The organism is Paenarthrobacter sp. FR1 (assembly GCF_051106045.1).
Taxonomy (GTDB): Bacteria; Actinomycetota; Actinomycetes; order Actinomycetales; family Micrococcaceae; genus Arthrobacter; species Arthrobacter nitroguajacolicus_A.
The window spans coordinates 29,851-42,274 of record NZ_JBPFSF010000002.1; the positions used below are offsets into that span (position 1 = coordinate 29,851).

At 63.3% G+C, this 12,424-nt stretch carries 9 protein-coding genes; 7 read left to right on the top strand and 2 right to left on the bottom strand.

Going from position 1 to position 12,424, the window contains the following annotated elements; all coding sequences use genetic code 11:
- The first annotated feature begins 18 nt into the window (after positions 1-18).
- The 7 genes from ACR30Z_RS04850 to ACR30Z_RS04880 all read left to right on the top strand — a co-directional run bounded on the left by ACR30Z_RS04850 (position 19) and on the right by ACR30Z_RS04880 (position 10,404).
- Positions 19-792, top strand: coding sequence for an NlpC/P60 family protein (locus ACR30Z_RS04850; RefSeq protein WP_144648037.1), 774 nt, complete (start codon positions 19-21; stop codon positions 790-792).
- A 397-nt stretch (positions 793-1,189) separates the two neighbouring features.
- Positions 1,190-1,690, top strand: coding sequence for an HNH endonuclease (locus tag ACR30Z_RS04855; RefSeq protein ID WP_014920921.1), 501 nt, complete (start codon positions 1,190-1,192; stop codon positions 1,688-1,690).
- Positions 1,691-1,732: 42 nt separating this feature from the next.
- Complete coding sequence (locus tag ACR30Z_RS04860; RefSeq protein WP_434371411.1) at positions 1,733-2,623, top strand: NTP transferase domain-containing protein; 891 nt, start codon at positions 1,733-1,735, stop codon at positions 2,621-2,623.
- The gene (locus ACR30Z_RS04865) at positions 2,620-3,957 is read left to right on the top strand and encodes a molybdopterin molybdotransferase MoeA (protein WP_434371412.1); all 1,338 of its coding nucleotides are present in this window, start codon (positions 2,620-2,622) and stop codon (positions 3,955-3,957) included. The genes ACR30Z_RS04860 and ACR30Z_RS04865 overlap by 4 nt, the downstream gene beginning before the upstream one ends.
- Before the next feature lie 52 nt (positions 3,958-4,009).
- Positions 4,010-6,334, top strand: a complete 2,325-nt coding sequence (locus ACR30Z_RS04870; protein ID WP_144648034.1) for an FdhF/YdeP family oxidoreductase — start codon at positions 4,010-4,012, stop codon at positions 6,332-6,334.
- Between the two features lies 1 nt (position 6,335).
- Positions 6,336-7,247 (top strand): formate dehydrogenase accessory sulfurtransferase FdhD, encoded by a 912-nt coding sequence (fdhD, locus tag ACR30Z_RS04875; protein ID WP_434371413.1) that lies wholly within the window; start codon positions 6,336-6,338, stop codon positions 7,245-7,247.
- Between the two features lie 127 nt (positions 7,248-7,374).
- On the top strand, positions 7,375-10,404 hold the full coding sequence (locus ACR30Z_RS04880) for an alpha-mannosidase (RefSeq protein WP_434371414.1): 3,030 nt from the start codon (positions 7,375-7,377) through the stop codon (positions 10,402-10,404).
- Positions 10,405-10,480: 76 nt separating this feature from the next.
- Here ACR30Z_RS04880 and ACR30Z_RS04885 read toward each other — a convergent pair whose 3' ends face one another.
- Together ACR30Z_RS04885 and ACR30Z_RS04890 are read right to left on the bottom strand one after the other, a co-directional pair.
- Entirely contained in the window at positions 10,481-11,512 is a 1,032-nt protein-coding gene (locus ACR30Z_RS04885; RefSeq protein WP_434371415.1) for a hypothetical protein, read from the bottom strand.
- A 3-nt stretch (positions 11,513-11,515) separates the two neighbouring features.
- Positions 11,516-12,412: a hypothetical protein gene (locus ACR30Z_RS04890; RefSeq protein WP_434371416.1), complete on the bottom strand. Its 897-nt coding sequence runs from the start codon at positions 12,410-12,412 to the stop codon at positions 11,516-11,518.
- Positions 12,413-12,424 lie beyond the last annotated feature (12 nt).

Consider the following 12,424-nt stretch of genomic DNA (forward strand, 5'->3'; position numbering starts at 1 on the left):
ATACGAAAAGAGAAAATCATGACCAGTGCAAACAAGGTTGCACGGCATCGCGCTGAGGCCCCCAAGACCAGCTCGCTTGCCGTTATCGCCAAGGCCGTCAGCGACAACGCCGGTGGCGTTGGCCGCCAGGCAGCAGTTATTGCCGCAGCATCAGGCCTGGTCCTGACCAGCGGTGTGGCAGCCAACGCTGCCGACACCAATGTCGATCGCGAATCCACGTCGACGTCCACCCTTGACGTCCAGTCAGTGGTCCAGGCCACCATCGCTGCGGATTCCACGGTCGCCATCTCCTACGAGCGCCCCGTGGTCACCACGGTGGAAGCTCCGGCTCCGGTCGAGAAGAAGGCGCCCGCCAAGGCGGAGACCAAGAAGGCTGCGGAAAGCACGGCTACAGCCGGTAACGCTACCCTCGCGGTCAACACCGCAGCCCCGGCCGCCAAGGCTCCTGCAGCCTCGAGCGGGCTCGGTGCGGCTATTGCCGCCGCTGCCTACGCACAGCTCGGCGTGACCCAGGACTGCACCATGCTGGTGACCAACTCCCTGGCAGCCGTCGGCATCAACTTCCACGACTGGCCGGCCGGTTACCTCTCCCTGGGCCGCACCGTCAGTGCAGCAGAAGCCCAGCCGGGCGACCTCGCCTACTACGCCAATGGCGGCTTGGCCGGACAGGCCCACATCGCTGTATACGTCGGTAACGGCATGGCAGTCCACGGTGGATGGAACGGATCCACTACGGCACTGTTCAGCGCCAACGTTGGCTCCGGACCGGTTTTCATCCGCGTCAACGGCTGATCCAAGCACCTCCAAGAACACCCCGCAGGCTGAGGCCGGCGGGGTGTTCTGCTTTTAAGAGCAGCCCGATCCAGCGACCAGCATTGATGCGTCGGGCGGCCCGTACCGTCCGCACCAACTCTCAGCCTGCGGGTCACCCGACACGCCGTCATCCTTGGTGTGTCCTCTTCGGTCGCCGGTCAAAGTGGGTGGTGGAGGCCCGCCTTCGCAGCCCGGCGATGCCGCACATCCCTTAACCACGCATGAATTTTTGCCGACACCGCACGCGAAACGACAGAAAAATTCGTTGATACGGCATATAAGTGCTTACCCTTATGGTGTCGATCCACAGCCCGTACAAGCAGAGGGCAGCCGGCCCTCGTGCCCCTGACGGGTGCGGCCGTGAAGAGGTACGTGCATGCGCACACTCGTTCTGAATGCTGGATATGAACCGCTGGCGGTAATAACATTCCGCCGGGCGCTGGTCCTTGTGCTGACTGGGAAAGCAAGCGTAGTGGCCGAAGGCGACGAGCCTGTCGTCGGGCCACAGGAGATTCTTGGACGCCCCTCCGTGATCCTCCTTAACCGCTACATCCGCCCCAGGTACAACAGGATTACCGCCGTGAGTCGCCGCGGGGTCCTTCGCCGCGACGGTCACCGCTGCGCCTATTGCGGGAAAACAGCCCACACCATAGACCACGTCCACCCCAAATCCAGGGGCGGCGCGGATTCCTGGGAAAACCTGGTTGCGGCGTGCTTGAAATGCAACAACGCCAAGAGCGACCATACGTTGGCTGAAATGGGATGGAAGCTCCGTTTCAAGCCAGGCGTGCCCCAGGGAACCATGTGGCAGATCAAAGAACTCGAGAAACCTGCGCCGGACTGGGACCCGTTCCTGTTGCCGGAATCCGCTGCCTGATCGATTTCTGCTGAACTCCGCCCGCCCGGGTACTCTGGGCGGATGGAATTCAACGCCGTGATTCTGGCGGGTGGCAAGGCCACCCGCCTCGGGGGCGTGCCCAAGCCGGCGCTGAAGTACGACGGCGCCACTCTCCTTACGCATGCGCTGCAGGCGGCCCGGGGTGCTTCTGCCGTGGTGGTCGTAGGACCGGAGGCGGAGGCGTTGCCGGGAGAGATCCTGCGGGCACGCGAGGAGCCCGTGTTCGCAGGCCCTGCAGCTGCAATCGCCGCCGGCCTGGCCGCGCTGAAGACGAGCGCTTCGAGCCAGGCATGGACGCTGGTGCTGGCATGCGACATGCCACACGCTTCCCGTGGTGTCGAGCTCCTTTGGGCTGCGCTGGCGTCACATCCCGGCGTTGAAGGGGCCATGGCGGTCTCCACTGATGGCCGGAAGCAGCCTCTCCTGGGGGCCTACAGGACCGCCGCCCTGGAACGGGAAGTGGCGGCAGCTTCCGAGGGAGACGGGTTAACGAACTCTTCAGTGTTCCGACTGCTTGCTAGGCTGAACCTGCTGGACGTTGACGTCCCCGCGGGGTCCACTGATGACGTGGATACGTGGGAGGACGCTGCGGCCTTGGGCATTGACTACGAGTTGGAGGCGGACGTGAAGAGCCAGGAAGAGACGCTCGAGGAATGGTGCCGCACACTGCTGCAGGCGTTTGAGCTTGAGGGCGTTGACGTGGACGTCAACGAGGTCCTCGCGGTTGCAGGAGTCGCCGCGCATTCAGTGGTGCGCCCCGCAGCACCCCTGACTACGTTCATCGCCGGGTACGCCGCCGGCATGGCCCGGGGCATCGGCCAGGCCAGCGACGACGCGTCCATGAAGGCTGCCTTGGAGTTGGCCCGTAAAGTTGCCAAGGAATACGCGGAGCCAGGGACTGACACCGAATGACAGGGGCCCCCACCGAGGGCCACCACGCGGCACACACTTGGCATGAGGCCCGGCAACGCGCGTTTGATGTTGCCACTCCCATCCCGCCCGGGCCCGTGCCCCTCAGGTCCGCCCTTGGTCGCACACTCGCGTCGAATGCGCTGGCGCTTCAGGACATGCCGCACTATGCGTCCTCGGCCATGGACGGGTGGGCCGTTAATGGAAGCGGCCCCTGGATCCTCAGCGAACCAGGGCAGAGGCTGGCCCCGCATCAAGCCAGCCCCATCGTCACCGGCGGGCTGATACCCCCGGGTGCCAAAGCGGTGCTGCGCAGCGAGAGCGGCGTCATCTCCACGGACGACGACGGACTGCCGATCCTTGCCCTGGGCGGCGCGGCCAAACCAGGGGAGCCCCGCAACGGCCAACACATCCGCAAGGCTGCCGAGGAGGCAGCCGAGGGGGACATCCTGCTCAAGGCCGGAACGCTGCTGAACCCGGCCCATGTAGCACTCGCCGCGCTTGCCGGGTTGGACCACTTGGAGGTTCTGGGTAAGCCCCTGGTCAGGTTCCTTCTGACGGGATCCGAAGTCATAGCGCAGGGGGTTCCCCAGCCAGGACAGGTCCGTGACACGTTTGGTCCTCAATTGGGCGCCGTCGTGGAGCTTCTGGGCGGCATCGCAGGAGAACAACTCCGGGTAGGCGATAGCTACGAGGAGTGGGTTGCCGCGCTCCAGGATACAGAGCCCCTGCCTGGCGAACCGGAGACGGAAGCCCCTGCCGACGTCGTGATCACCACCGGAGGGACGGGACGGTCGGGGACGGACCATTTCCGCAAAGCGGTGGCAGAGCTGGGCGGCCGGTTGCTGATCGACGGCATTGCTATGCGCCCGGGCCACCCGGCAGTGTTGGCCGAGTTGCCCGATGGGCGCTTCGTTCTGGGACTGCCCGGAAATCCACTGGCGGCGATGATGGCCCTCTTCACCGTGGGGTCGCCGTTGCTTGCCGCTTTGGGGAACGGACAGCTGCAGGATGTGGCTGAAGTTCCCTGCGGAGCGATGATTGATGCGGATCCCGGACGAACCCGCCTGATGCCGTTCACGCTGGTGTACGGTCTGGCATCTCCGGCACAGCACACCGGCCCGGGAATGATGCGAGGGCTGGCCGGCGCCGACGGGGTCATGGTGGTGCCGCCGCACGGGGTCCAGTTGGGTGAGTTGGTGCCCGCTTTCGCGTTGCCGTGGGGCAAGCCCCTGCCAGCGCCCAAGAGCGCCGAGGACAAGCCCCGGAAGGCGACGGTGCGGCCACAGAAGAAGTCTCCGTCAGGGCCAGTGGACTGGAGCGCCCTGGACGCCTGAGGGCGGCGCCCCTGGCCGGTGGTCAGCGGCCACAAAGTGCAATGATGGACTCATGAACAGGCATGCTCCAGAACAGGACATCAACGAAGATGACCTGCAAGTCCACCCGCCCAAACGCGCCGCTGCAGGAGTCAAGGCCGTCACCGTCGCCCTGGAACGTGGCTACGCCCAGGCTGGCGTGGCCCGGACGGTCCGCTCCATGCTCAGGGTCAACCAGCACGATGGCTTTGACTGCCCGGGATGCGCGTGGCCGGAATCCATTACAGGACGGCGAAGCCCCGCAGAGTTTTGTGAGAACGGTGCCAAAGCGATCGCCGAGGAAAGCACCACCAGGACCGTAGGTGCAGAGTTCTGGGCGAAGCATTCGCTGGCCGACCTGGACCACAAGACCGAGTACTGGTTGGGAAGCCAGGGGAGGATCTCCGAGCCTGTGGTCGTCAGGCCGGGCGACACCCACTATTCACCGATCAGCTGGTCTGAGGCATTCGCCCTGATCGGGCAACACATCAACGCCACTACACCTGACAAGTGCGTCTTCTACACCTCCGGCCGGACAGCCAATGAGACGGCTTTCATGTATCAGTTGTTTGCCAGGAGCCTCGGCACCAACAACCTTCCGGACTGCTCCAACATGTGCCATGAATCCTCCGGCAGCGCCCTTAACCCCACCATTGGCATCGGCAAGGGCACTGTATCCCTGGAGGACATCCACCACGCCGAGCTTGTCCTGGTGGTGGGCCAGAACCCGGGAACCAACCACCCGCGCATGCTGTCCGCCCTGCGCGACTGCAAGAACAACGGCGGAAAGATCGTTGCCGTCAATCCCCTTCCCGAAGCCGGACTCTTGAACTTCAAGGACCCGCAGTCCCTTAACGGCGTCATCGGAGGCGGTACAACCATTGCCGACGAGTTCCTGCAGATCAAAGTGGGCGGCGACCTCGCACTGTTCCAGGCGCTGGGCCACCTCCTCCTGGAGGAAGAGCAGCGCAACCCGGGGACCGTCGTCGACCATTCCTTCATAGAGCAGCAGACCGAAGGGTTTGCTGCCTACAAAGAAGCACGTTCGGTACTGGACTGGGACGAAACCGAGCGGGCCACCGGCCTGACGCGTGAGGAAATCACCAAGGCGGCCGGGATGATGGCTGAGTCGAAGGCAACCATCATCTGCTGGGCGCTCGGACTGACGCAACAGCCGCACTCGGTGGATACCCTCCGGGAGATCATCAACCTGCTGCTGCTCCAAGGCAACTTCGGTAAGCGTGGGGCAGGGGCCTGCCCGGTCCGAGGTCACTCGAATGTTCAGGGCGACCGCACCATGGGCATCTGGGAGAAGCCCAAGGAGCAGTTCCTGGCCGCTTTGGACAAGGAATTCGGTTTCCACATGCCCCGTGACCACGGCTACGACTCCGTGGAAACCCAGCACGCCCTGGAAAAGGGTGACGTGGATGTTTTCGTATCCATGGGCGGAAACTTTGCTGCTGCGGGATCGGACACGGCAGCCCTTGAGGCAGGCCTGAAAAGGGCGGGTTTGACCGTCCATATTTCCACCAAGCCCAACCGCGCCCACATTGTGCACGGCAAGACATCGCTGATCCTGCCCACGCTCGGCCGGACAGACACCGACGACAAGCACCCCAAGGGCAAACAGTTCCTCTCTGTCGAAGACTCGATGTCCGTCATCCATAAAACGCAGGGAAGGCTGGAACCGGTCTCCGAACACCTGCTGAGTGAACCGGTGATCGTGGCCCGCATGGCGCAGGCAACGTTCGGTGACGACCATAGCGTGGACTGGCGGGCCATGGCCGAGGACTATGACGTGATCCGGGACCACATCTCCCGCGTGATTCCAGGATTCGAGGACTTCAATGCCAGGGTCCGCACCAAGAACGGCTTCGTGTTGCCCAACCCGCCACGCGATACCCGCACCTTCGCCACGGACATAGGCAAGGGACGGTTCTCTGTGCGTCCCTTGGAATATCTGGAAGCACCGGAGGGCCACCTGATCCTGCAGACAGTCCGCAGCCACGACCAATACAACACCACGTTCTACGGCTTGGACGACAGGTATCGCGGCGTCTCCGATGGGCGCCGGGTGATCCTGGTGCACCCTGAAGACCTTGAGGAGCTGGGCTTCCAGGACCGGGACCTGGTGGACGTTGTCTCCACGTTCTCAGGCACCGAACGGCGTGCCAACAAATTCAGGCTCATCGGCTACCCGACGGCCAAGGGATGTGCGGCAGCCTACTTCCCGGAAGCCAACGCCTTGGTGCACCGCGAGCTGGTGGCCCGCGAATCCAACACCCCTGGCTACAAGGCCATGATGGTGCGCTTCGTGAAGCATGACGATGCAAACCCCAACCAGACGAAGGGATCCTGACGTGGGACGCGTGACGCAACGCCGAAAGGTGCACAAGTTTGTCCTGGATGGTTCACCGCAGGCATTGGAACATCCCGTCCGGTTCAAGGAGGACGTGCTGGCCGTGGAGGAGCCTCTGGAGATCCGCCTGGGGGACATGTCCTTTTCAGTGACCATGCGTACCCCGGGAGACGACTTCGACCTCGTGGCGGGATTCCTTGTCTCGGAGGGGATCATCTGGGAGCCGTCCCAGCTGATTTCGGAGCGTTTCTGCTCGGGGGAGGACGAGAACGGCGTGCAGACCTTCAACGTGGTGGATGCGCAGCTTCGTCCGGATGTTGAACGCCCTGACACCGGGCGGAACGTCTACACGTCCAGTTCATGCGGGATCTGTGGAACGGACTCCATTGAGGCCGTCCGCAAGTCGTCCCGGCACAGCCCCAGGGAGGACGACGTCACCATCCCGGTGGGGGCGCTCGCAGCCCTGCCGGATCGCCTGCGGGAGGAGCAGGCGGTCTTCGCCAAGACGGGGGGCGTCCATGCTGCCGGACTCTTCAGGATTCACGACGACGGCACTGCGGAACTGCTCTGCCTCCGAGAGGATGTGGGGAGGCACAACGCGGTAGACAAAGTGGTGGGCTGGGCCTTGCGGGCCGGAATGCTGCCGCTGAAGGGCACGGTGCTGCAGGTTTCGGGCAGGGCATCGTTCGAGCTTGTCCAGAAGGCGGCAATGGCTGGAATCCCCGTGCTGGCCGCCGTCAGCGCGCCCTCCAGCCTGGCGGCGGAGTTGGCCGAGGAATCAGGCATCACGCTGGCTGGGTTCAGTCGTGGGTTGAGTCTCAACGTGTACGCGGGACGGGAAAGGATCGTGGCGGATCCTGCTGGCCAGGACTCGCAGACCGCCGGAGATAGCATCCAATCACTTGGCTATTGAGCTGGAACAACGTAGATTTTATCCATCGATTGGAAGCACGGTGATCCTGGAACCACCGTCCTCTCCCAGCACGATGAGGCCCGGCTCCCTGGCCTTATCACCCAGCCGAAGCCCAAAGGGGAATTAATTGCACGACGACCGCCGGATCACTGAACAGCGTCTCGATCGATTCGTTCGGGAACGACTTCTTCCGGCCATTTACGGCAGGGCAATCCCACTCCAGCTCAGCAGCTGGGAAGCTCCGGGCGAGCCGGTACCGGCCGCCGAAGCCCTGCGCCAGCTCTTCACCCCGCAGGAGCCAGGAGCACTTTGGGGGAAGGCCTGGAGCACCAAGTGGTTGCGCCTGCAGGGCGAAGTGCCCCAGGACTGGGGCATGGCCGATAACACCGCAGTGGAAATCATCGTTGATCTCGGGTTCAACAGTGACGTGCCGGGATTCCAGTGCGAAGGCACCGCTTGGCGTGCAGATGGCAGCATCATCAAGGCGATCTCGCCGAGGAACTACCATGTGCCACTCAAGCTTCTGGGTGGCGGGCTCTCCGTGGATTTCTACGTGGAGGCCGCAGCCAACCCTGACGTTGCCCAAGGCTGGTCGTTCGCCCCCACTCCGCTGGGAGATAAGGCCACCTCCGGAGAAGAACCCCGGTATCGCTTGGGCCGCATCGCCATAGCAGAGCTGAACGAAACGGTCTGGGAGCTCAACCAGGACATTTGGACCCTCACCGGCCTCATGCACGAGCTACCCACGGAGCTGCCTCGGCGCCACGAGATCCTGCGGGCGCTGGAACGCATGCTGGACATCATGGACCCGGACGACGTCGCTGGAACCGCCGCAGCGGGCCGTGAAGCCCTCAAGGAGGTGCTGAACCGCCCTGCGTACGCCTCTGCCCATGAGCTTCTGGCTACTGGTCACGCCCACATCGACTCGGCGTGGTTGTGGCCGGTTCGCGAGACCATCCGGAAATGCGCCCGTACATTTTCGAATGTGGTGGCCCTCATGGACGAGGACCCGGATTTCGTTTTCTCCTGTTCCTCAGCCCAACAGATGGCGTGGATCAAGGAGTACTTCCCGGAGCTTTTTGTCCGGATCAGGGAGAAGGTCAAAGCCGGCCAGTTCGTCCCCGTAGGCGGCATGTGGGTGGAATCCGACACCAACATGCCCGGCGGCGAGGCCATGGCCCGGCAGTTCGTGGAAGGAAAGAGCTTCTTCCTCAAGGAGTTCGACGTCGAATGCCAGGAAGCCTGGCTGCCCGATTCCTTCGGCTATTCCGGTGCCATCCCGCAGATCGTCAAGGAAGCCGGTTCCCGCTGGTTCCTCACGCAGAAGATTTCCTGGAACAAAGTCAACCGGATGCCGCACCACACCTTTACGTGGGAGGGCATCGACGGCACGCGGCTGTTTACGCACTTCCCGCCAGTGGACACCTACAACGCCGAATTGCACGGCCGCGAACTGGCCCACGCGGAGCGTAATTACCGCGACCATGGCCGCGGCACCATGTCGCTTGTGCCGTTCGGCTATGGCGACGGCGGTGGCGGACCTACGCGGGAAATGGTGGCTGCCGCGCACCGCACGGCAGACCTGGAAGGCTCGCCGAAGGTCCGTATGGGCACGGCCAAGGACTTCTTTACCAAGGCCGAGGCGGAGTACGCCAACCTGCCGGTCTGGGTGGGGGAGATGTACCTGGAGATGCACCGCGGTACTTATACCAGCCAGGCCAAGACCAAGAAGGGCAACCGACGCAGCGAACACCTCCTCCGCGAGGCAGAGCTGTGGTGCTCAACGGCCGCTGTCCGGCTGGGTGCGGACTACGCGTATCCCCAGGACGAACTCAAACGGCTCTGGCAGCTGGTCTTGCTCCAGCAGTTCCACGACATCCTGCCTGGCAGTTCCATTGCGTGGGTCCACCAGGATGCCGAGCGGAACTACGAGGCCATAGCCCGCGATGTGGAAGCGATCATCCAGGAGGCCTCCAGTGCCCTGGTGGGCTCCGGCGACAAGCAACTGCTGCTCAATGCCGCACCCCATGGGCGCGAGGGGGTACCGGCTTTGGGTATCGCCGAGCCCCGTGCAACGGCCTCCGGCGTCCAGGTGGACGATTCCGGCGATGGTTTCGTGCTGGACAATGGCGTCATCCGCGCGGTCCTGAACTCGGACGGGCTGGTGACGTCTTTGGTGGACCACGCCAGTGGCCGTGATGCCATTGCTCCGGGACACGCCGGCAACCTTCTGGAGTTGTTCCGGGATACCCCCAATGAGTGGGACGCCTGGGACATCGAAGAGTTCTATCGCAGGAACGTCACCCAGCTGACCCAGGCGGACGCCATCGACGTCGAGCGCACGCCGGCGGGCGCCGTCGTGGTGGTCAAACGCAAGGTTGGCGCTTCCACCATCACGCAGCGAATAACGCTCGACGCCGGTGCCAAGTCACTGGGCATCGCCACCACGGTGGACTGGCAGGAACGCGAGAAGATGCTGAAGATCGCCTTCCCGCTGGACGTGCGGGCAGACCGTTCAGCGTCGGAGACACAATTTGGCCATGTGTTCCGGCCGACCCACACCAACACGTCCTGGGAAGTGGCCAAGTTCGAAATTTGCGCGCACCGATGGATCCACGTCGCCGAACCCGGTTACGGCGTGGCAGTGAGCAACTCCTCCAGCTACGGGCACGATGTCACCAGGGCGGTCCGCGAAGACGGCGGAACCACGACGACGGTCCGCACCTCGCTGCTGCGTTCCGCCAGGTTCCCGGATCCGGAAGCGGATCGCGGTGAGCATACCCTGGAGCTGTCCATCAGGCCCGGCGCCGGTATTGCTGATGCCGTGGAGGAGGGCTACCGTACCAACCTGAAGCCGAGGTTCGTCACGGGTGGTCACGCAGTGGAACCGCTGCTGTCCGTGTCCAACCCCGCGATTGTGGTGGAAGCGGTGAAGCTGGCCGAGGACGGTTCCGGGGACGTCATTGTCCGGCTCTACGAATCATTGGGCCAGCGCTCAGCCGGTTCTGTAGCGGCCGGGTTCAAGGCCACCGGCGCCATGGCCACGGACCTGCTCGAACGCCCTGTGGAGGCGCCTGGGGTGGCTGTGGAGGAAGACTCCACCGTGAACCTCGTGCTCCGTCCGTTCCAGTTGGTCACGCTGCGCTTCTCCAGATAGTCCGGAGAGCCCAGGTTTGAGGGTCCTGCACAGGGTTGAGGGTCCTGCACAGAAGTGCGGGACCCTCAACCGTGAGCTAGTTAGCGGTCAGCTCCACGTCGATCGTGTCCTTGAGGATCTGTTCCCTGGCAGGGATCACTGAGTCGAAGTGCTTGATGTCGGCTGAGATTTCCTTGGCAAAGACGTTCTCCACCAGCGACGGCATTTCCTTCACTCCGGCCAGGTAGCGCTTGGCTGCGAAGTCGAACTCGGAGCGGTTGGCACGTATTTGGGCGTTGACGGCCTTGGCGTCGTCGGCAATTTTCTGCACTTCCGCGTCGGGGGCGTTGCGGGCTTCAGCATCGTCTGCTCTTTTGACGAAGTCATCCTTGAGCCGAACGAATTCAGCGTACTTTTCCTCGCCTTTGGCCGTGACCTCGGCGCGTTCCTCCAGCTCAGCCACCTTGTTGTTGAAGCTTCGAGCGAACTCCACGTAGGCATTGTTCTTTGACTGCAACAGCTCGCTTGCCGCTTTTCGGCACGGAGCAGCAGCCTGGGCCAGCAGGGTTTGGCGCTCCCGCAGACTGGCAGCTTTAGAGCCGACGAAAAGTCCGTTGCATCCGGCCGCATCATCACCGCGGAAGAGGCCCTCAAATTGAGGGTAGGACTCCACCAGGCCTTCCATGTAGTCGAAGTAGTCCTCATGGGATTCGACCAGCTGCTGAACTGCCACTCCTACGGGGTTGTCGCCGGAGTCATTCCCTGACTTCAGCTCCTGCAGGGCAGACCGGGCGGAGTTCGAGGCCTGCTGGAATTCTTCTTTTTCTTTTTGGCTGTCCTTCTGGGCCTGGTCCCGCGAGGCAGGGGCGTTCCGGGCCTTCTTGTAGGCGGCCAGGTACGCGTTGGCTGCCGGCTGGACCTTGCCCCTGGCATCGCCCAGTGCGTTGAGGCGGTCCCCCTTCAACGCGGAGAGGCTTTCAGACTTCTGCTGCCCGGCGAAGTTGTTGACGGCCACAACGGCACCGATGGCAATCACCAGAACGGCAAGGACGATGCTGGCCACCAGGATGACGGGGCGGCGCCGCGGGCGGGCAGCGGCGGGGGTGCTGCCGGGGTTCTCGTTGGTCATGGCTTATTTCCCCTCCTGGCCGGCGGCCCCAAATTGGTCCAGCCGTGATTTCAGGACACGTTCGAGCTCGGCATTGGAGGCATTCGCGTCATCGACGAGCTTGGTTGAGCTGGCCTTCACGGCGTCCTCATACGTGGTTCGAACCTTGTCCAGGGCATCGTTGATGTCCAGCATGGCAACCCCTGCCGTCGTGCGTTTGGCAAGGCGTGCGAGGTCGTCCGTGGTATCCAGGACTTCCTGCTGTTTGTCACGCTGTCCTCTGACGACGCCTTCGATACCCTCCAGGAGTTGCACGGTGTCCGCATCCGCCTTGTCCTTGGCGCTTGCCAGGGCCAGCAGGCAGGAATCAGCCGTCTCGACGTACTCCTGCGCATAGTTCTCGCCGCCGACATTCAGGTCTTTGTGGAGAGGGGCGCAAGGGCCGCCCATCGAACGGGTGATGTTGGCCGTATTGATGAGCCGCTGGTCGTTGTAGGCGATCACGGCCCCATAGTGTTCCTTGAACCGCCGGAACGCCTCAGCGATCTCCGCCTCCTGCGTCACAGGGGACTGGGCCATGGCATCGAGCCTGCCGGTGTTTACGTCCGACTCGCGTTTGATCAGATCGCTTTCCTGGTTGAACACCTGCTCTTTTTGCTGGTCCCCTTCCTCCTCTGCGACCACGTTCGTGTATCGTGCCGTGAACTCCTCCAGCAACGGGTCGTAGAGGTTCATGGACCGATCCACAATGCCCCGCTGCTTGTCCAGGCTCTCCACGTCCGCACGCTGCACTCCAGCCGGGCGGAAAAAGGCGAACCAGGCGCCGAAACCACCGGCAACCAACGCAATGACGACTGCCACCACAATGATTCCGGTACGCCGGGAGCTGCCCCGCCCGGATTCCTTGCTTGTCTCTTCCAAAGTCTGATCCCC

What these genes read in the sequence shown, in the direction of transcription:
- ACR30Z_RS04865 (WP_434371412.1), top strand. Translation starts at nt 2,620, where the DNA reads ATGACAGGGGCCCCCACCGAGGGCCACCACGCGGCACACACTTGGCAT.
- ACR30Z_RS04850 (WP_144648037.1), top strand. Translation starts at nt 19, where the DNA reads ATGACCAGTGCAAACAAGGTTGCACGGCATCGCGCTGAGGCCCCCAAG.
- ACR30Z_RS04885 (WP_434371415.1), bottom strand. Translation starts at nt 11,512, where the DNA reads ATGACCAACGAGAACCCCGGCAGCACCCCCGCCGCTGCCCGCCCGCGG.
- ACR30Z_RS04860 (WP_434371411.1), top strand. Translation starts at nt 1,733, where the DNA reads ATGGAATTCAACGCCGTGATTCTGGCGGGTGGCAAGGCCACCCGCCTC.
- ACR30Z_RS04855 (WP_014920921.1), top strand. Translation starts at nt 1,190, where the DNA reads ATGCGCACACTCGTTCTGAATGCTGGATATGAACCGCTGGCGGTAATA.
- ACR30Z_RS04870 (WP_144648034.1), top strand. Translation starts at nt 4,010, where the DNA reads ATGAACAGGCATGCTCCAGAACAGGACATCAACGAAGATGACCTGCAA.